Below are 23232 nucleotides of genomic sequence, written 5' to 3'. Positions count from 1 at the left end.
TTCCTATTGGCCTGTAATTTATCGCAAATAGTGTACATTATTCTGCCCGGCACAGCGCCAGCGTGTCTTCAATCAGCCGGCGCGCCACCGTGCCCGGCGGCGGCAACATCGGCAAACGATCGTAACGATACCAGCCGGCGCTCAGCAATTCTGAGGGATCGTGCTGAAGTTCGCCCTGATGATAATCGGCCATGAATGCCATCATCAGCGAATTGGGGAACGGCCAAGGCTGCGAAGCCACATAGCGCAGGTTTTTGATTTCAATGCGGCTTTCTTCCATCACTTCGCGCGCCACCGCCTGCTCCAACGTCTCGCCCACTTCCACAAAGCCCGCCAGCACGGTATGAATGCCGCCCCGGTGCCGCACATGCTGCGCCAACAGAATCTCATCACCGCGGCGGATAGCCACGATCACGCAGGGAGCAATCTGTGGATAGTAGCGTTGATGGCAGTTGGCGCACAGGCAGGCGCTTTCGGTACGGCTATGATGCATTTCGTGGCCGCAGTAGCCACAGAAGCGGTGGGAATGGTAAAAATCCGCCAGTTGCACCCCGCGGCCGGCCATTTGGAATAGCCCGCGCTCCTGCTCAAGCAGTTGCCGCACCGAGCTCATCCCTTGCTTCATGGCGTGGCGCACCAGCCACACCGGCGCACCTTCCCATTCGCCGATCTGGCGTGCCAACAGGCCGCGCAGCGAAAACTGTTGCGCAGAGCCAAACGGCAACTCCCCGTTCGGCAACCAAAGCTTGCTTTGCTGGCTGACGATCCACCAGCCCTGTTCATTACCTGTTAATGCAAATTCCATAGCGTTATTGCACAACCTCTGCTTTACTGACACTCTACCGATCCTAATGTTTTACATTAAAAATTTATTATTCATGCAGGGAGCCCAATATGCTCAACCGTTTGGAAAGCCTGACGCAAAATGTGGGTGGCAATAATGACCTGGTTGATCAATGGTTACAGGCCCGCAAACAGTTACTGGTCGCCTATTACACCCTGGTCGGCGTTAAACCGAATAAAGGGAAGCATACGCCGCTGAATGAAAAAGCGCTGGAGAACTTGTGCCATAACCTGTTGGATTATCTTTCTGCGGGGCACTTTCATATCTACGATAAAATCATTCAGCAGGTTGAAGGGGCGGCCAGCCTGGAAAGCACACAGGCAACGCGCATCTATCCAAAACTGCAGCACAACACTGAACAAATAATGGCATTTCACGATCGTTATAGCAAAGCCGAGATGGATGACGATCTTTGCCTGGCGTTTCATCAGTCGCTGTCCGATATTGGCGAAATGCTTGAGGCGCGTTTTGAGCTGGAAGATCAGCTGATTCGATTGGCCGTACAGGCCTGGCAGCAGAACCGGCAAGCGGCGAACCACGTCGACACGCTGGCGCGCCCGGTGCAACATTAACCACCGGCCAAGCCAAAACATGACGGGTAGCACTTGTAGTTTCTAATCACCCTCCTATACTGAGGGCATCTTGTCGGAGTGCCTAGCGCTGTTTATCAGCCAGGCTGAGACCGTTAATTCGGGATCCGCGGAACCTGATCGGGTTAACACCCGCGAAGGGAACAAGAGTAATCTATTGCCGTGCCAGGGCGCCCCACACCACCGGGGACCTGCTTAGCGGCCACCATCGTTACTCCCTCCGAGCTCCAGACAAGCAATTTTCCCAACTCATCACACTGGTAGGAATTTGCTATGTCTACGATAAACAAGCCCCGTGCCCGTAAACAACAACGCGACGACGCGCAGCAGTTTATTCATTCGCTGCAAGGCGTTGTTTTTCCCAATTCACGCCGTATCTACCTGCAGGGTTCGCGCAGCGATTTGCGGGTGCCGATGCGGGAAATCCAACTCAGCCCCACGCTCATCGGCGGCAGTAAAGAGCAGCCCCAATACGAACAGAACGAACCGATCCCGGTGTATGATTCCGCCGGCCCGTACGGCGATCCCGACGCCAAGCTAAACGTGCGTCATGGCCTGGCGAAACTGCGCGCCGCCTGGATCGCCGAACGCGGCGACACCGAAACCCTCAACGGCGTCAGCTCCGGCTTTACCCAACAGCGCCTGGCGGACGAAGGGCTGGATCACCTGCGCTTTGAACACCTGCCGCTGCCGCGCAAAGCTCAGCCGGGTAAATGCGTCACCCAGTTGCACTATGCCCGCCGCGGCATCATCACGCCGGAAATGGAGTTTATCGCCATCCGGGAAAACATGGGCCGTGAACGCATACACGGCGCGGTATTGCGCCAGCAACACCCGGGGCAATCATGGGGGGCGAACCTGCCGCCGGCCATTACGCCGGAGTTCGTGCGCCAGGAAGTGGCCGCCGGCCGCGCCATCATCCCCGCCAATATCAACCACCCCGAATCTGAACCGATGATCATTGGCCGTAATTTTCTGGTGAAGGTTAACGCCAATATCGGCAATTCGGCGGTGTCTTCCTCCATTGAGGAAGAAGTGGAAAAGCTGGTGTGGTCGACCCGTTGGGGCGCCGATACGGTGATGGATCTCTCCACCGGCCGCTACATCCATGAAACTCGCGAGTGGATCTTACGCAACAGCCCGGTGCCGATTGGTACCGTGCCGATTTATCAGGCGCTGGAGAAAGTAAACGGCGTGGCGGAAAACCTAAACTGGGAAATGTTCCGCGACACCCTGCTGGAGCAAGCGGAACAAGGGGTCGATTACTTCACCATCCACGCCGGGGTGCTGCTGCGCTATGTGCCGATGACCGCCAAGCGCCTGACCGGCATCGTGTCGCGCGGCGGTTCGATCATGGCGAAATGGTGCCTGTCGCATCACCAGGAAAGTTTCCTGTATGAACACTTCCGCGAGATTTGCGAAATCTGCGCCGCTTATGATGTGGCGTTGTCGCTGGGCGACGGCCTGCGCCCAGGCTCCATCCAGGACGCCAACGACGAAGCCCAGTTCGCCGAGCTGCATACCCTGGGGGAATTGACCAAAATCGCTTGGGAATATGACGTACAGGTGATGATCGAAGGGCCGGGGCACGTGCCGATGCAGATGATCCGCCGCAATATGACCGAAGAGCTGGAGCACTGCTACGAAGCACCGTTCTACACCTTGGGGCCGCTGACCACGGATATCGCTCCGGGTTACGATCACTTCACCTCCGGTATCGGGGCGGCCATGATCGGCTGGTTCGGTTGTGCGATGCTGTGTTACGTCACGCCCAAAGAGCACCTGGGGCTGCCGAACAAAGAAGACGTGAAACAGGGGCTGATCACCTACAAAATCGCCGCTCACGCTGCCGATCTGGCTAAAGGGCACCCGGGAGCGCAGATCCGCGATAACGCCATGTCCAAGGCGCGCTTTGAATTCCGCTGGGAGGATCAGTTCAACCTGGCGTTAGATCCGGAAACCGCACGTGCCTACCACGACGAAACCCTGCCGCAGGAATCCGGCAAGGTCGCTCATTTCTGCTCAATGTGCGGGCCGAAGTTTTGCTCGATGAAAATTTCGCAGGAGGTGCGCGACTACGCCGCCGCCCAGGAAGCCGCCAAACCGATCGAGATTCTTTCCGGCATGGAAAAGATGTCCAGCGAGTTCCGCGCCCGCGGTAGCGAGCTGTATCACAGCGCGACCGCGCTGCAGGAGGAAAACCATGACTGAATTCGCCTCCGCTTTCCCGGCAACGCCGCACAAACTGGGCCTGTATCCGGTGGTCGACAGCGTGGAATGGATTGAGCGCCTGCTGGGCGCGGGCGTCACGACTTTGCAACTGCGCATCAAAGACCAGCCGGAAGCGCAGGTAGAAGACGACATCGCCGCCGCTATCGCCCTTGGCAAGCGCAGTAACGCCCGTGTGTTCATCAATGATTACTGGCGGTTGGCGATCAAACATCAGGCTTACGGCGTCCATCTTGGCCAAGAGGATTTGGACAGCGCCGATCTGGCCGCCATCCACCGGGCAGGGCTGCGCCTGGGGGTATCCACCCATGACGACGCCGAGCTGAAGCGAGCCATTGCCGTGCGCCCTTCTTACATTGCGCTTGGGCATATTTTCCCGACGCAAACCAAAGAGATGCCCTCAGCCCCGCAAGGGTTGGCCGAACTGAAACGGCACGTTGCGGGGTTATCCGGCTACCCGACGGTGGCGATCGGCGGGATCAGCATTGATCGCGTGCCTGGCGTATTAGCCTGCGGTGTGGGCAGTATCGCCGTGGTCAGCGCCATTACCCAAGCCCCGGATTGGCGCGCCGCCACCGCCGAACTGCTGCGGCTGATTGAAGGCAAGGAGTGAAGCGATGCATAAAGAAGCGACACTTTCCGACAGCGAATTTTTACGCTACAGCCGCCAACTACTGCTAGAAGATATCGGCCCGGCGGGGCAGGAACGGTTGAAACAGGCCAGCGTCCTGATCGTCGGGCTTGGCGGGTTGGGATCGCCGGCGGCACTCTACCTGGCCGCCGCTGGCGTCGGCACCCTGCTGCTGGCCGATGACGACCAACTGCACCTGACGAACCTGCAGCGGCAAATTCTGTATCGCAGCGCCGATATCCCGCAGGCCAAAGCGCGGCTGGCGCAGCGGCAATTGCAGGCGTTGAACCCCCTGGTGGAATCGATAGCCATCGAACAGCGGCTACAGGGCGATGCGCTTGCGCGCGCCGTAGAGCGCGCCGATCTGGTTCTCGACTGTTGCGACAATATGTCCACCCGGCACGCGGTCAACGCGGCCTGCGTGGCAGTGGGCAAGCCGCTGATCAGCGGTAGCGCCGTTGGCTTCAGCGGCCAACTGCTGGTGCTTGAGCCCCCCTATCCCCACGGCTGCTATGCCTGCCTGTACCCGGAGCAAACCGAGCCGCAGCGCAACTGCCGCACTGCCGGCGTGCTGGGGCCGGTGGTGGGCGTGATCGGCACGCTGCAGGCGCTGGAAGCCATCAAAATGCTGGTCGGTATGCCTTGCACGCAAAGCGGCAAGCTGCGGCTGTTTGACGGCAGACAGCAGAGCTGGAGCACGCTGCAGTTGACCAAGGCCGGCAACTGCCCGGTCTGCGGAGGCGCCGTATGAAGATCACGCTCAACGAGCAGCCGATTGCGCTGGCGCAACCGCTCACCGTCAATGCCCTGCTCGAACAGTTGGAATACCGGCAGCCCGGCACCGCATTGGCAATCAATCAAACCATCATCCCGCGCGCCGAATGGGCCGACCATCTGGTGGTGGATGGCGATGATATCCTGTTATTTCAAGCAATTGCCGGAGGCTGATATGTTACAAATCGCCGATACTTCTTTTACTTCGCGCCTGTTCACCGGCACCGGCAAGTTCGCGACGCCGGCGTTGATGCTGGCTGCAATACAGGCTTCAGGCTCGCAGTTAGTGACCATGGCGATGAAACGTGTGGATCTGCAAGGCGGCAATGACGCCATTCTGGCACCGCTGCAGCAGTTGGGCGTTAAGTTGTTGCCCAACACCTCCGGTGCCAAAACGGCAGCGGAAGCGGTGTTCGCCGCCCGGCTGGCGCGCGAAGCGATTGGCACCCACTGGGTCAAACTGGAGATCCACCCGGACGTGAAATACCTGCTGCCGGACGCCGTCGAAACGCTGAAAGCTGCGGAAACCTTGGTTAAGGAGGGGTTCGTGGTGCTGCCCTACTGCGGCGCCGATCCAGTGCTGTGCAAACGGTTAGAGGAAGCCGGTTGCGCAGCGGTGATGCCGCTCGGCGCGCCGATCGGCTCCAACCGTGGCCTGCGTACCCGCGACTTTCTGGAGATCATCATTGAGCAGGCCAAGGTGCCGGTAGTGGTGGACGCCGGCATCGGCGCCCCCAGCCACGCGCTGGCAGCGCTGGAGTTGGGCGCCGATGCGGTATTGGTCAATACCGCGATTGCCGTAGCGCGCGATCCGGTCAACATGGCGCAGGCCTTCCGGCTGGCGCTGGAAGCCGGCGAACGGGCGCGCACCGCCGGCCTTGGCGGCAGCCAGCACCATGCGGCGGCGACCAGCCCGCTGACCGCATTTCTTAACCCACCTGCGAGGGCACTGTAATGGCCGATGATTTCAGTCACCGCTGGCAGCAACTGAATTGGGATGAGATCACGCTGCGGATCAACAGTAAAACCGCCCGGGATGTGGAACACGCGCTCCAGGCGCCCAGGCTGACGCGCGAGGATTTCATGGCGCTGATTTCACCCGCCGCCGCGGCCTATCTGGAGCCGCTGGCGCAACGGGCGCAGCAACTCACCCGCCAACGCTTCGGCAATGTGGTCAGCTTTTATGTGCCGCTGTACCTGTCCAATCTGTGCGCGAATGATTGCACCTACTGCGGCTTCTCAATGAGCAACCACATTAAGCGCAAGACGCTGAATGCTGAAGAAATTGAGCGGGAATGTGCGGCGATCAAGGCGCTGGGCTTTGAGCACCTGCTGCTGGTCACCGGCGAACACCAAACCAAGGTGGGGATGGATTATTTCCGCCAGCATATCCCGGCGATCCGCCGCCATTTCAGTTCGTTAATGATGGAAGTACAACCGCTGGGGCAGGACGATTACGCCGAGTTGAAAAATCTGGGCCTGGACGGCGTGCTGGTGTATCAGGAAACCTATCACCCAGCGACCTACCTGAAGCACCATTTGCGCGGCCATAAGCAGGACTTCCACTGGCGGCTGGCTACGCCGGATCGTCTTGGGCGCGCTGGGATCGGCAAGATCGGCCTGGGCGCGCTGATTGGCCTTTCCAGCCATTGGCGCACCGACTGTTACCTGCTGGCCGAACATCTGCTCTACCTGCAGCAAACCTACTGGCAGAGCCAGTATTCCATCTCGTTCCCACGCCTGCGCCCCTGCGCCGGCGGCATTGAGCCGGCCAGCATCATGAGCGAACCGCAGTTGGTACAGCTTATCTGCGCTTTCCGCCTGTTGGCGCCCAATGTGGAGCTGTCGCTGTCTACCCGTGAGTCGCCCTACTTCCGCGACCATGTGATCCCGATGGCGATCAATAGCGTCAGCGCCGGCTCCAAAACCCAACCGGGCGGCTATGCCGATCATGTCGCGGCGGAGCTGGAGCAGTTTGAACCGCATGACGGCCGCACGCCGGAACAGGTGGCCACGGCGATCAGCCAGGCAGGCCTGCAGCCGGTATGGAAAGACTGGGACAGCTATTTGGGCCGGCCGTTGTAACCGGCCTGCACAACTGCCGTTCCCCCGCCAATATGGGTGCAGCACCCGGCCCATATTGGCACCCACCATTATTTGACCGCGGCCGCCTCTTCCAGCAGGCGGCTGGCGCTTTCACCCAACAACCGCAGCCCCTTCTCCACCTCTTCGGTAAATGGCCGTGCATAATTCAACCGCAGGCAATTGCGGTACTTACCCGATGCCGAGAACAGCGATCCGGCCGCAATCTTGATGCCGGCGGCACTCACCTCACGGTTGAGGCGCAGCGTATCAAACGATTCCGGCAGTTCAATCCATACCAGGAACCCCCCTTGCGGGCGGCTAACGCATATTTCACTTGGGAAGTAATGACGCACCCAGCAGGTAAACACCTCCAGATTGCTTTTGTATTGCATACGCATGCGCCGCAGATGCGGTTGGTAATCGCCCTGGCGAATAAACTCGGCCACCGCCAACTGCGTATGGGTCACCGTATAGCCGGTGCTGATGTATTTGGTGTGCAACACCCGTTCCAGATAGCGGCCCGGGGCGATCCAGCCGACTCGCAAACCGGGAGCGATACTTTTGGAAAAGGAGCTGCACAATAATACCCGGCCATCTTCATCAAAAGATTTAATGGTCCTTGGCCGAGGATATTCATAGGCCAGCTCACCATAGGCGTCGTCTTCAATAATGGCGAGATCGAAACGCTGGGCCAGCACGATCAACGCCTTCTTATACTTATCGGGCATCGTGAATCCCAGCGGATTATTGCAGGTCGGTACCATCAGTACAGCTTTAACCGGCCATTGTTCCAGCGCCAGCTCCAGCGCGTCAAGGCTAATACCGGTAACGGCACAGGTCGGGATTTCAATCGCCTTAATCCCTAATCCGCGCAGAATCTGCATGGTGCCGGGAAAGGTGGGCGATTCCACCGCCACGATATCGCCGGGTTGGCACACCGCCCGGATAGCGGTAAACAGCGCTTCCTGGCAGCCGGTGGTGATGACGATATCGTCCTGGGTAAGCCGGCAGCCGCTGTCCAGCGTCAAACGCGCCACTTGTTCACGCAACTCGGCCGCGCCGAACATATTGCCGTAACCCATCACCCGCGGATCCTGACGTTGGCATAGACGGGTGAGCGATTTCCATAACGGGGCCAGTGAGGATTGGTCAATGTCCGGCGTACCGCCGCCAAAGTTAAACTCACTGTTTTCCGGGCAGTTATTGAACAAATCCAGCACCGATTCCCACTGGCTGATCTCTACCGGCCGCTGAGCCGGGCGCGTCAGCCCAGGTATCGGCGGCGCTGCTTTACGCGGCGCAACATAGTACCCCGAGCGCGGCTGCGGAATGATCAACCGCCGGGCTTCCAACAGATGATAAGCCTGCTGAACCGTGCTGAGGCTCACGCCATGCTCTTCGCTCAAGGCACGAACAGACGGCAAACGCTCGCCGCACTGGTATAGGCCGTGTTCAATACGTTGTTGCAATAAGGCGGCAAGGTGTTGGTAGCGCGTCATCAGTATCCCCCGATTGAATACGAGTAACAGGAAAACCAGTACAGATAGGGTTAAAAAGGACCATTCAGATGCGCTGACAGGCAATCTGTATGTTAAAAGTAATCATTTTCTGCAGCTATATTAGAACAGATTCTCCCTGCATCCTAGACAGGTGCAATAACCAAGGGGGAATATTCGATGGAACAGCAAAACAAACAACGGTTACAACCTGGATACGCAGTGCTGACTTTTATCCATCGGAAATGGCGCGCCTGGCGGGATCGGGCAAAAACCAAAAAGATCCTCAAGGCAATGAATGACGACAGGCTGAAGGATATTGGCCTAAGCCGGGATGATGTGAACCGCTTATGATGGGAAAGGGCTAAGCGCCTTGATCTGCGCTAGCGGCACGCCATCCCGGCAAAACCGGCATGACGTGCATTAAACGTTTTAATCAAGGTGCTGCGGCTTCATGCGTGAACCGACGACCGCCGATATCAGGCAACCCACCGCCAGGTAGATTGCCACGGCGTGCCAGGAGCCGCCGGCCAGCTCAACCAGCAACACGGCGATAAACGGCGTAAAGCCGCCGCCGACAACGCTGGCAACCTGATACCCCACCCCGGCGCCGCTGTAACGATAGGCGGTGCCGAAAAGCTCAGTAAACATCGGCTGTTGCACGCTGACAATCATATCGTGCGCCACGTTGGCCAACATGATGGCGAAGAACAGGATCCACAGCGAGTTTTGCGCTTCCAACGCGATAAAGAACGGGAAGGCGCTCAGGGCGCCGAACAGCGCGCCGGTGACATAAATACGGCGCCGCCCGAAGTTATCGGCCAACCGGGCAAAGCACGGGATGGCAATGCAGCTAATGCCGCCAACCAGCAAGCTGATGTTGAGGAAGAATTCGCGCGACATCCCCAGATAGGTGGTGGAATAATTCAGCGCAAACGCCGTCACGATATACATCGTCAACAGCTCACCCAACCGCAACGCAATAATCAACAAAAACGCCTTCGGATGGCGGCGCAGCGCCTCAACGATTGGGAAAGAACGGATTTTGTTGGTTCTTGCCTGCAACACTTTATTGGCTTCGAACTCTTGCGATTCGTCCATCCGCGAGCGGATCCACCAGGCGAACGCCACCAGCACCACGCTCAGCAGGAACGGCAAACGCCAGCCCCAGGCGATAAAATCCTCGTTAGTGGTATACAGGCTCACCAGCGAAACGGAGCCGGTCGCCAGCAGCAAACCCACCCCATAGCCCACCTGCACCCCACTGCTGTAAAAGGCTTTTTTCTTTTTCGGCGCGCATTCCACCGCCAGCAGAGCGGCTCCGCCCCATTCACCGCCAACGGCAAAGCCCTGGACGGCGCGCAGCAGCACCAACAGCACCGGCGCCCACCAGCCGATCGCGTCAAAGGTGGGCAACAGGCCGATCAGCGCAGTTGAAATGCCCATCAACCAGACGGTGATCATCAGCATGCGCTTGCGCCCGAGCCGATCGCCAAAGTGGCCGAACACCATTCCGCCCAGCGGCCGGAACAAGAAGCCCACGCCAAAGGTGCCAAACGCCGCCAACGTCCCCATCGTCGGGCTGACTTGAGGGAAAAACTCGGTGTTAAATACCAGAGCGGCAACAATGCCATAGAGTAAGAAATCGTACCAATCGACAACCGCCCCAACAAAACTGCCCCAGGCCGCTCGGCGTGCCCGGGACTGCGTTATCACAGAGGCTTTACTGTCAGCGGGCGAACATACCGCCGTTGTTGACGTTTCCATGCCTGTCCCATCATGTCTGTTCTTTTAAAAAAAAAGCCCCGACCTTAATGACCGGGGCTTTCGCTACCTGACCGCCCAGCCGGGCGGTTTTAACAGGAAACAGGACGATTATTCGTCGTCGCTGTTGCCCAAGCCGGCATTTAACAGCTCGGCCAGGTTAGCCGTTGCTTCTTCCGCGCTCACTTGCGGAGCTACTGGCGTCTCGCCCTGAGCACGACGGCGCATGCGATCCTGATGATAAGCGTAACCGGTACCCGCCGGGATCAGGCGGCCCACGATGACGTTTTCTTTCAGGCCGCGCAGTTCATCACGTTTACCGGCAACCGCCGCTTCGGTGAGAACGCGCGTCGTTTCCTGGAACGATGCCGCAGAAATGAAGGACTCGGTCGCCAAGGATGCCTTGGTGATACCCAGCAGATCGCGGCTAAAGGTTGCCGGCAATTTGCCTTCAGCTTCCAACTGACGGTTGGCAATCTTAACGCGTGAAACTTCAGCCTGCTCGCCTTCCAGGAACTCAGTGCCGCCGGCGCTAACGATGGTGCCTTTACGCAACATCTGACGAACGATAACTTCAATGTGCTTATCGTTAATCTTAACGCCTTGCAGACGGTAAACTTCCTGCACTTCGTTGGTGATATAACGCGTAACCGCATGCACGCCACGCAGACGCAGAATGTCGTGCGGGGACTCTGGACCATCGGAAACCACGTCACCGCGTTCCACACGTTCACCTTCGAACACGTTGAGCTGACGCCATTTCGGAATCATCTCTTCGTAGGCATCGCTGCCGTCGAGCGGGGTGATAACCAGGCGACGTTTACCCTTGGTTTCTTTACCGAAAGAGATGACACCGCTGATTTCAGCCAGGATGGCAGGCTCTTTCGGACGACGCGCTTCGAACAGATCCGCAACGCGCGGCAGACCACCGGTGATGTCCTTGGTACCGCCGGATTCTTGTGGAATACGCGCCAGGGTGTCACCTGCGTTGATCTGAATACCATCTTCCAACTGGACAATCGATTTACCCGGCAGGAAGTACTGAGCAGCCATATCGGTGCCTGGGATCAGTACGTCGTCGCCGTTAGCGTCAACGATTTTCAGCGCCGGACGCAGGTCTTTACCGCTACCGGTACGTTCCGCGCTATCCAGTACCACCAGCGAAGACAAACCGGTCAGTTCGTCAGTCTGGCGAGTAATGGTCTGGCCGTCGACCATGTCGGCGAAGCGGATGAAGCCGCTCACTTCACTGATAACCGGCATGGTATGCGGATCCCAGTTAGCAACGGTTTCGCCGCCGTTAACTTCTGCACCGTCACCTTTGCCCATCACCGCGCCGTAAGGCACTTTGTAACTTTCTTTGGTACGGCCGAATTCGTCGATCAGTTTCAGTTCGGTGTTACGGGAAGTGATCACCAGTTTGCCTGCCGTGTTCACAACGAACTTGGCATTGCTCAGGCGGATGCTCCCTTTGTTTCTCACCTGGATGCTGGATTCAGCCGCAGCACGCGATGCCGCACCACCGATGTGGAAGGTACGCATGGTCAACTGAGTACCCGGCTCACCGATGGACTGCGCTGCGATAACGCCGATAGCTTCGCCCTTGTTGACCAGATGGCCACGTGCCAGGTCACGACCGTAGCAGTGTGCACACACGCCAAAGTCGGTTTCACAGCTAACAACCGAGCGCACTTTAACGCTATCAACGGAGTTCTCTTCTAACAGATCACACCATTTTTCGTTCAGCAGCGTGTTGCGCGGCACCAGAATATCCGCCGTACCCGGCTTCAAGACTTCTTCAGCGGTCACACGGCCCAGTACACGTTCACGCAGCGGCTCTTTAACGTCGCCGCCTTCGATGACTGGGGTCATCAGGATACCGTTGTGGGTACCACAGTCATCTTCGGTCACCACCAGATCCTGCGCCACGTCAACCAGACGACGGGTCAGATAACCGGAGTTTGCCGTTTTCAGTGCGGTATCCGCCAAACCTTTACGCGCACCGTGGGTTGAGATGAAGTACTGGAGTACGTTCAAACCTTCACGGAAGTTCGCGGTGATTGGCGTTTCAATGATCGAGCCATCCGGCTTCGCCATCAGGCCACGCATACCGGCCAACTGACGAATCTGAGCGGCGGAACCACGCGCACCGGAGTCGGCCATCATAAAGATGCTGTTGAAGGAAACTTGCTGTTCCACAACGCCGTCACGGTTAACCACGTCTTCAACCGACAGGTTTTCCATCATCGCTTTAGCAACGCGTTCGTTTGCTGCCGCCCAGATATCGATCACTTTGTTGTAACGTTCGCCGGCGGTAACCAAACCAGACTGGAACTGCTCCTGGATTTCGGCAACTTCGGTTTCCGCTTCTTCGATGATCTCTGCTTTCTTAGCCGGGATAACCATGTCATCGATACCTACGGAAGCACCTGAACGGGCTGCGTAAGCAAAACCGGTGTACATGATCTGGTCAGCAAAGATAACGGTCGGCTTCAGGCCCAGGATGCGGTAACAAGTGTTCAGCATCTTGGAGATCGCTTTTTTGCCCAGCGGCTGGTTAACGATCGAGAACGGCAGACCTTTCGGTACGATCATCCACAGGATGGCGCGGCCGATAGTGGTGTCGATGATGCTGGTTTTTGAGCTCCACTCGCCTTCTGCATTTTTCACTTCTTCAGTGATACGCACTTTAACGCGCGCATGCAGGGAGGCCTGGCCGGCACGGTAAACGCGCTCGGCTTCTTTCGAGCCAGTCAGCACCATGCCTTCGCCCTTGGCGTTAACACAGTCGCGGGTCATGTAATACAGACCCAAAACAACGTCCTGAGAAGGAACGATGATTGGCTCGCCGTTCGCTGGGGACAGGATGTTATTGGTAGACATCATCAACGCACGCGCTTCCAACTGGGCTTCCAGCGTCAGCGGAACGTGTACTGCCATCTGGTCACCATCGAAGTCGGCGTTGTATGCCGCACAAACCAGCGGGTGCAGCTGGATGGCTTTACCTTCGATCAGAACCGGTTCGAACGCCTGGATACCCAAACGGTGCAGGGTTGGCGCACGGTTCAGCATGACCGGGTGTTCGCGGATCACTTCGTCCAGGATATCCCAAACGACGGCTTCTTCACGCTCAACCATTTTCTTAGCGGCTTTGATGGTGGTGGCCAGCCCACGCAGCTCAAGCTTGCCGTAGATGAACGGTTTGAACAGTTCCAGCGCCATTTTCTTCGGCAGGCCACACTGATGCAGACGCAGGTATGGGCCCACGGTGATAACGGAACGGCCAGAGTAGTCGACGCGTTTACCCAGCAGGTTCTGACGGAAACGGCCCTGCTTACCTTTGATCATGTCGGCCAAAGATTTCAGAGGACGTTTGTTGGAACCGGTGATCGCACGGCCGCGGCGGCCGTTATCCAGCAGCGCATCTACCGCTTCTTGCAGCATACGCTTTTCGTTGCGCACGATGATGTCCGGCGCAGCCAGATCCAACAGGCGTTTCAGACGGTTGTTACGGTTGATCACGCGGCGATACAGATCGTTCAGATCTGAAGTCGCGAAACGGCCGCCGTCCAACGGAACCAGCGGGCGCAGATCCGGCGGCAGTACCGGCAGCACGGTCAGGATCATCCATTCCGGCTTGTTGCCAGATTGAACGAACGCTTCCAGCAGCTTGATACGCTTGGTCAGCTTCTTACGCTTGGTTTCAGAGTTGGTTTCGTTCAGCTCTTCGCGCAGCTGTTCGCACTCGGCTTCCAGATCCATGTTTTTCAACAGGGCCTGAATAGCTTCTGCGCCCATCTTGGCGTCGAATTCATCACCGAACTCTTCCAGTGCGTCCAGATACTGCTCTTCGGTCAGGATCTGACGGCGCTCCAGGTTGGTCATACCGCCTTCAACCACCACGTAGGATTCGAAGTACAGCACGCGTTCGATGTCACGCAGCGGCATATCCAGCAGCAAACCGATGCGGGATGGCAGCGATTTCAGGAACCAGATGTGCGCAGTCGGGGAAGCCAGTTCGATGTGGCCCATGCGCTCACGGCGCACTTTGGTTTGGGTCACTTCAACGCCGCACTTCTCACAGATGACGCCACGGTGTTTCAAGCGCTTGTACTTACCGCACAGGCACTCGTAGTCTTTTACTGGCCCAAAGATACGGGCGCAAAACAGGCCGTCACGTTCTGGTTTGAACGTACGGTAGTTAATGGTTTCCGGCTTCTTAACTTCACCGAACGACCATGAACGGATCATGTCTGGCGATGCCAGAGCAATCTTGATCGCATCAAACTCTTCGGTCTTAGTTTGCGCTTTCAGAAACTTCAATAAGTCTTTCACGGATTGGCTCCTGTCGGAGTTAAACCTGTTGGGTGCACGCTATACCCTTCATCTTGCGGACTCTGGGGATAAATATGCACCCGTGTGACCTGAACAACCACCCTCTGGCTCCCTAGGCGGGGAGCCAGAGCCTGCAAGCCGATTACTCGTCTTCCAGTTCGATGTTGATGCCCAGCGAGCGGATTTCTTTCAACAGTACGTTGAAGGATTCCGGCATGCCAGGTTCCATACGGTGGTCGCCATCCACGATGTTTTTATACATCTTGGTACGGCCGTTAACGTCATCCGACTTAACGGTGAGCATTTCTTGCAGCGTGTACGCGGCGCCATAGGCTTCCAGCGCCCACACTTCCATCTCACCGAAGCGTTGACCACCAAACTGAGCTTTACCACCCAGCGGCTGTTGAGTAACCAGGCTGTAAGAACCGGTTGAACGCGCATGCATTTTGTCGTCAACCAAGTGGTTCAGTTTCAGCATGTACATGTAGCCAACGGTGACCTGGCGCTCGAACTGTTCGCCGGTGCGGCCATCGAACAACGTAATCTGCCCTGACGTCGGGATACCGCCCATTTCCAGCAGTGCTTTGATTTCCTGCTCTTTGGCACCATCAAACACTGGCGTGGCGATCGGCATACCTTTTTTCAGGTTCTCTGCCAGACGCAGCACTTCTTCGTCAGAGAAGGTGTTCAGATCAACCTTCTGGCGCGTGTTGTCGCCCAGATCGTAAGCTTTCTGGATAAACTCACGCAGCTTGGCCACTTCCTGCTGCTGCTTGAGCATGGCGTTGATTTTCTCACCGATGCCTTTGGCAGCCATACCCAGGTGGGTTTCCAGGATCTGACCGATGTTCATACGTGATGGTACGCCCAGCGGGTTCAGTACGATGTCAACCGGCGTGCCGTTTTCATCGTAAGGCATATCTTCAATCGGGTTGATCTTGGAGATAACACCCTTGTTACCGTGGCGGCCTGCCATTTTATCACCCGGTTGGATCTGACGTTTAACGGCCAGATACACCTTGACGATTTTCAGCACGCCTGGCGCCAGATCGTCGCCCTGAGTGATCTTACGACGCTTGGCTTCCAGTTTCTTCTCGAAATCGGATTTCAGCTCGTCGTACTGCTCCGCCAGCTGTTCCAGCTGGTTTTGCTTTTCTTCATCAGTCAGGCCCAGTTCCAGCCAGCGATCGCGTGGCAGTTTGCTCAGCTTCTCAGCTTCAACGCCACCGGCGACCAGCACCGCATGGATACGTGCGAACAAGCCGGCTTCCAGGATCTGCAGTTCTTCAGTCAGGTCTTTTTTCGCCTGCTTGAGCTGCATATCTTCGATTTCCAACGCACGCTTGTCTTTTTCCACACCGTCACGGGTGAAGACCTGCACGTCGATAACCGTACCGGAAACGCTGTTTGGCACACGCAGAGAAGAGTCCTTAACGTCAGAAGCCTTCTCACCGAAGATCGCACGCAGCAGCTTCTCTTCTGGGGTCAGTTGGGTTTCGCCTTTTGGCGTCACTTTACCGACCAGAATATCGCCACCAGTCACTTCCGCACCGATATACACGATGCCGGATTCATCCAGTTTCGAGAGTGCCGCTTCACCCACGTTTGGAATGTCAGCGGTGATCTCTTCCGGCCCCAGCTTGGTGTCACGGGACACACACGCCAGTTCCTGAATGTGGATGGTGGTGAAGCGATCTTCCTGAACCACACGCTCGGAGACCAAGATGGAGTCTTCGAAGTTATAGCCGTTCCACGGCATGAACGCCACGCGCATGTTCTGGCCCAGCGCCAGTTCACCCAAATCGGTGGACGGGCCGTCTGCCAGCACATCGCCACGTTCAACCGGCTCGCCCAGCGATACGCATGGCATCTGGTTGATACAGGTGTTCTGGTTAGAACGGGTGTATTTGGTCAGGTTGTAGATGTCGATACCCGCTTCGCCCGGGTACATCTCGTCTTCGTTAACTTTGATAACGATACGGGAAGCATCCACGTACTGGATCACGCCGCCGCGTTTGGCCACGGCGGTCACGCCGGAGTCAACCGCTACTGCACGTTCCATACCGGTACCTACCAGCGGCTTGTCAGCACGCAGAGTCGGCACGGCCTGACGTTGCATGTTCGCACCCATCAATGCACGGTTGGCGTCATCGTGCTCCAAGAATGGAATCAGTGAAGCACCAACGGAAACCACCTGCTGGGTGGAAACGTCCATATAGTCAACCTGATCGCGGCTGAACAGGCTGGACTCGCCTTTGTTACGACAGGTAACCAGATCTTCTACGAAGCGGCCTTCTTCATCCAGGTTGGAGTTCGCCTGGGCGATAACGAAGTTGCCTTCTTCAATAGCAGACAGGTAGTTGATCTCATCCGTTACAACGCCATCGCGCACGCGGCGGTATGGGGTTTCCAGGAAACCATATTCGTTGGTCTGTGCGTACACAGACAGGGAGTTGATCAGACCGATGTTCGGGCCTTCCGGCGTTTCGATTGGACACACGCGGCCGTAGTGGGTCGGGTGTACGTCTCGAACTTCAAAGCCGGCACGTTCACGGGTCAAGCCGCCTGGGCCCAATGCGGAGATACGGCGTTTGTGCGTAATCTCGGACAATGGGTTGTTCTGGTCCATGAACTGAGACAGCTGGCTGGAACCAAAGAACTCTTTCACCGCCGCCGAAATCGGCTTGGCGTTGATCATGTCCTGTGGCATCAGGGTGTCCAGATCGCCCAGGGACAGACGCTCTTTCACCGCACGCTCAACGCGCACCAGACCGACGCGGAACTGGTTTTCGGCCATTTCGCCGACGGAACGGATACGACGGTTGCCGAGGTGGTCGATATCGTCCACTTCGCCTTTACCGTTACGGATATCGATGAGCTTCTTCATCACTTCGATGATGTCGTCGTTGCTCAGGATACCCGAACCTTCGATCTCGTCACGCAGCAGAGAACGGTTGAACTTCATACGGCCAACCGCAGACAGATCGTAGCGGTCTTCAGAGAAGAACAGGTTCTCGAACAGGCTTTCCGCCGCTTCGCGAGTTGGCGGCTCACCAGGGCGCATCATGCGGTAAATTTCTACCAGCGCGCTCAGACGATCGCTGGTTGGATCGACACGCAGGGTTTCAGAAATGTACGCGCCGTGGTCCAGATCGTTGGTGAACAGCGTTTCAATACGTTTGTGGCCGGACTGGCTCAGCTTGGCCAGCAGATCCAGCGACAGCTCCATGTTGGCCGCGCAGATCAGTTCGCCGGTATTGGTATCGATGTAATCCTTCGCGACCACTTTGCCCGCGATGTATTCCACCGGTACTTCAATGCTCTGAATTTCGTCTTTTTCCAACTGACGAATATGACGAGCCGTGATGCGGCGGCCTTTCTCAACGTAGATCTTACCGTTGGCTTCGATGTCGAAGGAGGCAGTCTCGCCACGCAGACGGTCTGGCACCAGTTCCATCTGCAGTTTGTTGTCACGGATCTCGAAAACCACTTTCTCAAAGAACAGGTCGAGGATCTGTTCTGTGGTGTAGTTCAGCGCGCGCAGAATGATGGTCGCCGGCAGTTTGCGACGACGGTCGATACGCACGAACAGGTTGTCTTTCGGGTCAAACTCGAAATCCAGCCAGGAACCACGGTAAGGAATGATACGTGCGTTATACAGCACTTTACCCGAGGAGTGGGTTTTGCCCTTATCGCTATCAAAGAACACGCCAGGACTACGGTGCAGCTGAGATACGATAACCCTCTCAGTACCGTTGATCACAAAGGTGCCGTTCTCGGTCATGAGCGGAATTTCGCCCATATAGACTTCTTGTTCCTTGATGTCTTTGACCGTACCTTCTGGTGCTTCTCGTTCATAGATAACCAGGCGCAGCTTGACGCGCAGCGGCGCTGAGAACGTCACACCACGAATCTGGCACTCTTTGACGTCGAACACCGGCTCACCAAGACGGTAGCTAACGTATTGCAGCTCCGAATTGCCACTGTAGCTCTGGATAGGGAAAACAGAACGGAATGCGGCTTCAAGGCCGTACTGCCCTTCTGGATCTTGCTCGATAAACTTCTGGAACGAGTCAAGCTGGATAGAAAGGAGATATGGCACATCCAACACTTGTGGACGTTTGCCAAAATCCTTACGAATGCGTTTTTTCTCGGTATAGGAGTAAACCATAGGGTTCCTCAGCTCGCTGATCAGTGACCCACTCTGTCCGTCCGATTGGGACAGTTCATGCAACACTATTTTGTCGACCGGAAAGTGGGGACACTTTCCGCAATATCTCTTTCTATCACTCTTAAACCATTTCATTGCGCCTCCCCCCAGAACTCCTGGAGCGCAGAGCACGCAGTATATTAAGTCGTCGATAGAAAAAAATATTGGGGGGAAACCAGTAGTCAAACAGTGTGAAACCCTACTGGCACCCTACAGCGCAAAAAGGCTGGTGACCAAAAAGTCACCAGCCATCAGCCTAATTGCTTAGGCTGCAACCTGGAAAGTTGGCTTATTTAACTTCAACTTCAGCGCCAGCTTCTTCCAGTGCTTTCTTCAGAGCTTCAGCGTCGTCTTTGCTCACGCCTTCTTTCAGAGCGGCTGGAGCAGATTCAACCAGGTCTTTAGCTTCTTTCAGGCCCAGACCGGTTGCACCACGTACTGCTTTGATCACGGCTACTTTGTTACCGCCGATAGCTTTCAGTACAACGTCGAACTCAGTTTTTTCTTCAGCAGCTTCAGCAGGGCCAGCAGCAACAGCTACAGCGGCAGCAGCAGAAACACCGAATTTTTCTTCCATAGCGGAAACCAGTTCAACAACGTCCATTACGGACATAGCAGCAACTGCTTCCAGGATTTGGTCTTTAGTGATAGACATAACAATTGTTCCTAAAATTCAGAAATAGTTTGAATACGTTAGCAAAGGCTAAGAAAGAGCGGCTTAGGCTGCTTCTTTCTGATCGCGCACAGCAGCCAGAGTACGAACCAGTTTGCCGGCAGCGGCTTCTTTCATGGTCGACATCAGGCGTGCGATTGCTTCTTCGTAAGTTGGCAGCGTTGCCAAGCGGTCAATTTGCGCCGCAGGGATCAGCTCACCTTCAAAGGCCGCAGCTTTAACCTCAAATTTTGCATTCGCTTTCGCGAACTCTTTGAACAGACGAGCAGCAGCGCCCGGGTGTTCGTTAGAGAATGCAATCAAGGTTGGACCGACAAACGTGTCTTTCAGGCATTCGAACGGAGTGCCTTCAACAACGCGACGCAGCAGGGTGTTACGAACAACACGCATGTAAACGCCAGCTTCACGACCTGCTTTACGCAGTTCAGTCATTTTATCTACGGTAACGCCGCGGGAATCCGCAACAACCGCAGACAGCGCGCCTTTGGCTACTTCGTTGACTTCAGCAACAATCGCTTGTTTGTCTTGAAGATTTAATGCCATTAGCTTTTTGCTCCTGGATTAGCCGGGGAACACTCCCCGGAACTCACTTCACCCGGCACGTTGTGAAAACACGCAGCGCCGAGCGGCTTAACACGGTGAGCAGAATCCAGCAAAGACAAATTCTTTATAAAAAGAAAAAATTCTTTAGGCTCTGTCACCGTCTACGCAGGAAGATTAAGTACCTTGCGATACACCTGCGGTCTTGGACGGAGGCCTGGATTAGGCCAGGCTCCAACCGAAAATTCGTTGTTTTGCTATTAGCAAAACCTTGGGGGATAAGATTCTAGGTGAATTTATACCCCAAGTCAAAGCGATTTCTCGCCTTTCGCAGTTATACTGCGACAGCAGTCAGGCCGCTCTGATCGATAGCAACGCCAGCACCCATGGTGGTGGAGAGGCTAACTTTCTTGATATAAACGCCTTTAGCCTGTGCAGGTTTTGCTTTTTTCAGCGCAACCAGCAGAGCTTCCAGGTTTTCTTTCAGCTTGTCTGCGTCGAAATCAACCTTACCGATAGTGGTATGGATGATGCCGTTTTTGTCGTTACGGTAACGGATCTGGCCTGCTTTAGCGTTTTTAACGGCTTCAGCAACGTTTGGCGTAACGGTACCCACTTTCGGGTTTGGCATCAGGCCACGTGGGCCCAGAACCTGGCCCAGTTGGCCAACAACGCGCATTGCATCCGGAGAGGCAATAACAACGTCAAAGTTCATTTCGCCTTTTTTGATCTGGTCAGCCAGATCGTCCATACCTACCAGCTCTGCGCCAGCTGCTTTAGCAGCTTCAGCGTTAGGGCCCTGGGCAAATACGGCAACGCGAACGGAACGGCCAGTACCGTGTGGCAGCACGGTGGCGCCACGAACGTTTTGGTCAGATTTACGTGCATCGATACCGAGGTTAACGGCAACGTCAACGCTTTCTACGAATTTCGCAGTGGCCAGCTCTTTCAGCAGGGCAACGGCTTCGGTGATGTCGTACTGTTTAGTAACATCAACTTTGTCACGGATCACGCGCATGCGCTTGGTCAGCTTAGCCATCTCTTAATCCTCCACTACCAGGCCCATGGAACGAGCGGTACCTTCGATGGAGCGAGTCATCGCTTCAACGTCAGAACCAGTCATGTCCGCAGCTTTGGTTTCTGCGATTTCACGTACCTGAGCACGGGTCACTTTACCGACTTTGTCTTTGTTCGGCTTACCGGAACCAGACTTGATACCAGCCGCTTTTTTCAGCAGAACGGCTGCTGGCGGGGTTTTGGTAACGAAGGTGAAGGAGCGATCAGAATAAACGGTAATAACAACTGGGATCGGCAGGCCTTTTTCAATGCTGTCAGTCTTAGCATTGAACGCTTTACAGAATTCCATGATGTTAACACCTTGCTGACCCAGAGCAGGACCGACTGGCGGGCTCGGGTTAGCCATACCAGCTGCAACCTGCAGCTTAACGTAGGCTTGTACTTTCTTGGCCATTGAAATTTCCTCGTATGGGTAGTATCGCCTCGTTCAGAGGCTCCCCGTGTTTCATCCCGCCCAAAAGCAGGACATCTAAAAACAAAAGGCGCGAAATTGTAGTTTAATTTCGCGCCTCTGGCAAGCTGCGGATCAAAACCAATCGCTGGTTAATCGATCAGCCTTTTTCAACCTGGCTGAAGTCTAGCTCGACCGGCGTTGCACGGCCGAAAATAGACACCGAGACTTTCAAACGGCTCTTCTCGTAGTCAACTTCTTCAACCACACCGTTGAAATCGGCAAATGGGCCATCGTTAACGCGTACCAGTTCACCCGGTTCAAACAGCGTTTTCGGACGCGGTTTATCCCCAACCTGCTGCAGGCGGTTCATGATCGCGTCGACTTCTTTATCGCTGATTGGCGCCGGACGATCGGAGGTACCACCGATAAAGCCCATCACGCGCGGCACACTGCGCACCAGGTGCCAACTGGCATCATTCATGACCATTTGCACCAGCACGTAGCCTGGGAAGAATTTACGTTCGCTCTTACGGCGCTGGCCGCCACGGATCTCAACCACTTCTTCCGTAGGCACCATGACTTCGCCGAACAGTTCTTCCATATCATGCAATTTGATATGCTCGCGCAGCGATTGGGCAACGCGACCTTCAAAACCGGAAAACGCCTGAACGACGTACCAACGTTTTTTTGGAGCTTCAGACATCTTAGAACCTCAGGCCAGTAATAAACGATACCAGACGGACCAGAATGCCATCCAGTCCCCACAAAATCAGTGACATCACGGCAGTTACCGCGGCAACGATTAACGTGGTGTGTAGCGTTTCCTGACGAGTTGGCCAAATAACTTTACGCACTTCAGTGCGCGCTTCACGCGCAAACGCCACGGTTGCTTTGCCTTTTGTCGTGATCAATGCCACGGCACCCGCAATGGCGATAACCAGCACAACAGCAAGTGCACGTAATGGCAGACTGTAATCACGGTAATAGTAGTTACCGCCGATAGCCACGACCAACAAAACAAAGACGATCAGCCATTTAATCGCTTCTAAGCCGCGCCCGCTCCCTTGAGCCTCGGTATTCGCACTCATAAACCAACCTGTCACTATGATTCAGAACAAACAACTTTGCCTCGCAATGCGAGGCAAACCAAACCGATCAGATGCTGATCGAACAGCACTCGGTGTACGCTATGACGTATCTCAATCAATACGGTTTAAGAGCCCATCTCACCAATGATTATACCCATCATACTTCAAGTTGCCTGTGCGTTGGCTTGGTTAGCCGCCTATCCCAACCCCGCTTAGGGGCTAAACTCGAGGGGATTTACCGCACCGCAGCCTTCCTACAACTTGAATTATTGTGCGTATATTATGACTGCAAAATCGCTGATGAGATAGGTTCTAATTCACAGCGTAGAAAAAGGGCATCAAATGATGCCCTTTTACCGCGTGTCGCGTCAAATGTTATCAGCGATTAAGCGATAACTTTAGCAACAACGCCCGCGCCTACGGTACGGCCGCCTTCACGGATAGCGAAACGCAGACCGTCGTCCATCGCGATTGGGTGGATCAGGGTCACTACCATTTTGAT

At 55.8% G+C, this 23232-nt stretch carries 20 protein-coding genes and 1 riboswitch; of the genes, 8 read left to right on the top strand and 12 right to left on the bottom strand.

Annotation, left to right across the window (positions count from 1 at the left end; translation table 11 throughout):
* Positions 1-37: 37 nt before the first annotated feature.
* Entirely contained in the window at positions 38-805 is a 768-nt protein-coding gene (gene nudC / locus AC559G_RS18645; RefSeq protein WP_438596781.1) for an NAD(+) diphosphatase, read from the bottom strand.
* 89 nt (positions 806-894) lie between these two features.
* Between nudC and rsd the strand changes: the two genes are divergently transcribed.
* From rsd to thiH, 7 genes are all read left to right on the top strand, one after another.
* Positions 895-1416 carry a sigma D regulator gene (gene rsd / locus AC559G_RS18640; RefSeq protein ID WP_498913811.1) on the top strand — a complete coding sequence of 174 codons (522 nt, stop codon included), beginning with the start codon at positions 895-897 and terminating at the stop codon, positions 1414-1416.
* A 64-nt stretch (positions 1417-1480) separates the two neighbouring features.
* A riboswitch (TPP riboswitch) is annotated at positions 1481-1594 on the top strand.
* 113 nt (positions 1595-1707) lie between these two features.
* The gene (thiC, locus tag AC559G_RS18635) at positions 1708-3645 is read left to right on the top strand and encodes a phosphomethylpyrimidine synthase ThiC (protein ID WP_498913809.1); all 1938 of its coding nucleotides are present in this window, start codon (positions 1708-1710) and stop codon (positions 3643-3645) included.
* Complete coding sequence (gene thiE, locus AC559G_RS18630) at positions 3638-4276, top strand: thiamine phosphate synthase (protein ID WP_498913807.1); 639 nt, start codon at positions 3638-3640, stop codon at positions 4274-4276. The genes thiC and thiE overlap by 8 nt, the downstream gene beginning before the upstream one ends.
* Before the next feature lie 4 nt (positions 4277-4280).
* Entirely contained in the window at positions 4281-5045 is a 765-nt protein-coding gene (locus AC559G_RS18625) for a HesA/MoeB/ThiF family protein (RefSeq protein WP_498913805.1), read from the top strand.
* A complete protein-coding gene (thiS, locus tag AC559G_RS18620; protein ID WP_498913803.1) occupies positions 5042-5242 on the top strand; it encodes a sulfur carrier protein ThiS in 201 nt (66 codons plus the stop codon). Before AC559G_RS18625 ends, thiS begins: the two co-directional genes overlap by 4 nt.
* A gap of 1 nt (position 5243) precedes the next feature.
* The gene (locus tag AC559G_RS18615) at positions 5244-6023 is read left to right on the top strand and encodes a thiazole synthase (RefSeq protein ID WP_498913801.1); all 780 of its coding nucleotides are present in this window, start codon (positions 5244-5246) and stop codon (positions 6021-6023) included.
* Positions 6023-7153, top strand: a complete 1131-nt coding sequence (gene thiH, locus AC559G_RS18610) for a ThiH family protein (protein ID WP_498913799.1) — start codon at positions 6023-6025, stop codon at positions 7151-7153. The genes AC559G_RS18615 and thiH overlap by 1 nt, the downstream gene beginning before the upstream one ends.
* A gap of 68 nt (positions 7154-7221) precedes the next feature.
* Here the strand turns inward: thiH and AC559G_RS18605 are convergent, their stop codons facing one another.
* Entirely contained in the window at positions 7222-8652 is a 1431-nt protein-coding gene (locus AC559G_RS18605; RefSeq protein WP_498913797.1) for an aminotransferase-like domain-containing protein, read from the bottom strand.
* A 177-nt stretch (positions 8653-8829) separates the two neighbouring features.
* Between AC559G_RS18605 and AC559G_RS18600 the strand changes: the two genes are divergently transcribed.
* A complete protein-coding gene (locus AC559G_RS18600) occupies positions 8830-9003 on the top strand; it encodes a DUF1127 domain-containing protein (RefSeq protein WP_498913795.1) in 174 nt (57 codons plus the stop codon).
* Positions 9004-9081: 78 nt separating this feature from the next.
* Here the strand turns inward: AC559G_RS18600 and shiA are convergent, their stop codons facing one another.
* From shiA to AC559G_RS18550, 10 genes are all read right to left on the bottom strand, one after another.
* Complete coding sequence (gene shiA / locus AC559G_RS18595; protein ID WP_498913794.1) at positions 9082-10416, bottom strand: MFS transporter; 1335 nt, start codon at positions 10414-10416, stop codon at positions 9082-9084.
* 108 nt (positions 10417-10524) lie between these two features.
* A complete protein-coding gene (rpoC, locus tag AC559G_RS18590) occupies positions 10525-14748 on the bottom strand; it encodes a DNA-directed RNA polymerase subunit beta' (RefSeq protein WP_498913792.1) in 4224 nt (1407 codons plus the stop codon).
* 142 nt (positions 14749-14890) lie between these two features.
* Positions 14891-18919, bottom strand: coding sequence for a DNA-directed RNA polymerase subunit beta (gene rpoB / locus AC559G_RS18585; protein WP_438596793.1), 4029 nt, complete (start codon positions 18917-18919; stop codon positions 14891-14893).
* A gap of 328 nt (positions 18920-19247) precedes the next feature.
* Positions 19248-19613, bottom strand: a complete 366-nt coding sequence (gene rplL, locus AC559G_RS18580; RefSeq protein WP_346083228.1) for a 50S ribosomal protein L7/L12 — start codon at positions 19611-19613, stop codon at positions 19248-19250.
* A 63-nt stretch (positions 19614-19676) separates the two neighbouring features.
* Positions 19677-20174: a 50S ribosomal protein L10 gene (gene rplJ / locus AC559G_RS18575; protein ID WP_095846270.1), complete on the bottom strand. Its 498-nt coding sequence runs from the start codon at positions 20172-20174 to the stop codon at positions 19677-19679.
* 331 nt (positions 20175-20505) lie between these two features.
* Entirely contained in the window at positions 20506-21210 is a 705-nt protein-coding gene (rplA, locus tag AC559G_RS18570) for a 50S ribosomal protein L1 (RefSeq protein WP_498913789.1), read from the bottom strand.
* A gap of 3 nt (positions 21211-21213) precedes the next feature.
* Positions 21214-21642 carry a 50S ribosomal protein L11 gene (rplK, locus tag AC559G_RS18565; RefSeq protein WP_004929911.1) on the bottom strand — a complete coding sequence of 143 codons (429 nt, stop codon included), beginning with the start codon at positions 21640-21642 and terminating at the stop codon, positions 21214-21216.
* Between the two features lie 157 nt (positions 21643-21799).
* On the bottom strand, positions 21800-22345 hold the full coding sequence (gene nusG, locus AC559G_RS18560) for a transcription termination/antitermination protein NusG (RefSeq protein WP_004929914.1): 546 nt from the start codon (positions 22343-22345) through the stop codon (positions 21800-21802).
* Position 22346: 1 nt separating this feature from the next.
* Positions 22347-22730 carry a preprotein translocase subunit SecE gene (secE, locus tag AC559G_RS18555; protein ID WP_095846272.1) on the bottom strand — a complete coding sequence of 128 codons (384 nt, stop codon included), beginning with the start codon at positions 22728-22730 and terminating at the stop codon, positions 22347-22349.
* A gap of 385 nt (positions 22731-23115) precedes the next feature.
* On the bottom strand, positions 23116-23232 hold a 117-nt coding region (locus tag AC559G_RS18550; RefSeq protein WP_076995039.1), incomplete at its 5' end, for an EF-Tu C-terminal domain-related protein.

It is taken from the genome of Gibbsiella greigii (assembly GCF_039540155.1).
Lineage (GTDB): Bacteria > Pseudomonadota > Gammaproteobacteria > Enterobacterales > Enterobacteriaceae > Gibbsiella > Gibbsiella quercinecans.
The sequence above is the reverse complement of the archived record's forward strand: the minus strand, read 5'-3'. Positions and strand labels throughout refer to the sequence as shown.

Excerpts from the sequence above, each read along its gene's own strand:
- nudC (WP_438596781.1), bottom strand. The coding sequence starts at position 805 with ATGGAATTTGCATTAACAGGTAATGAACAGGGCTGGTGGATCGTCAGC.
- rsd (WP_498913811.1), top strand. The coding sequence starts at position 895 with ATGCTCAACCGTTTGGAAAGCCTGACGCAAAATGTGGGTGGCAATAAT.
- thiC (WP_498913809.1), top strand. The coding sequence starts at position 1,708 with ATGTCTACGATAAACAAGCCCCGTGCCCGTAAACAACAACGCGACGAC.
- thiE (WP_498913807.1), top strand. The coding sequence starts at position 3,638 with ATGACTGAATTCGCCTCCGCTTTCCCGGCAACGCCGCACAAACTGGGC.
- AC559G_RS18625 (WP_498913805.1), top strand. The coding sequence starts at position 4,281 with ATGCATAAAGAAGCGACACTTTCCGACAGCGAATTTTTACGCTACAGC.
- thiS (WP_498913803.1), top strand. The coding sequence starts at position 5,042 with ATGAAGATCACGCTCAACGAGCAGCCGATTGCGCTGGCGCAACCGCTC.
- AC559G_RS18615 (WP_498913801.1), top strand. The coding sequence starts at position 5,244 with ATGTTACAAATCGCCGATACTTCTTTTACTTCGCGCCTGTTCACCGGC.
- thiH (WP_498913799.1), top strand. The coding sequence starts at position 6,023 with ATGGCCGATGATTTCAGTCACCGCTGGCAGCAACTGAATTGGGATGAG.
- AC559G_RS18605 (WP_498913797.1), bottom strand. The coding sequence starts at position 8,652 with ATGACGCGCTACCAACACCTTGCCGCCTTATTGCAACAACGTATTGAA.
- AC559G_RS18600 (WP_498913795.1), top strand. The coding sequence starts at position 8,830 with ATGGAACAGCAAAACAAACAACGGTTACAACCTGGATACGCAGTGCTG.
- shiA (WP_498913794.1), bottom strand. The coding sequence starts at position 10,416 with ATGGAAACGTCAACAACGGCGGTATGTTCGCCCGCTGACAGTAAAGCC.
- rpoB (WP_438596793.1), bottom strand. The coding sequence starts at position 18,919 with ATGGTTTACTCCTATACCGAGAAAAAACGCATTCGTAAGGATTTTGGC.
- rplL (WP_346083228.1), bottom strand. The coding sequence starts at position 19,613 with ATGTCTATCACTAAAGACCAAATCCTGGAAGCAGTTGCTGCTATGTCC.
- rplJ (WP_095846270.1), bottom strand. The coding sequence starts at position 20,174 with ATGGCATTAAATCTTCAAGACAAACAAGCGATTGTTGCTGAAGTCAAC.
- rplA (WP_498913789.1), bottom strand. The coding sequence starts at position 21,210 with ATGGCTAAGCTGACCAAGCGCATGCGCGTGATCCGTGACAAAGTTGAT.
- rplK (WP_004929911.1), bottom strand. The coding sequence starts at position 21,642 with ATGGCCAAGAAAGTACAAGCCTACGTTAAGCTGCAGGTTGCAGCTGGT.
- nusG (WP_004929914.1), bottom strand. The coding sequence starts at position 22,345 with ATGTCTGAAGCTCCAAAAAAACGTTGGTACGTCGTTCAGGCGTTTTCC.
- secE (WP_095846272.1), bottom strand. The coding sequence starts at position 22,730 with ATGAGTGCGAATACCGAGGCTCAAGGGAGCGGGCGCGGCTTAGAAGCG.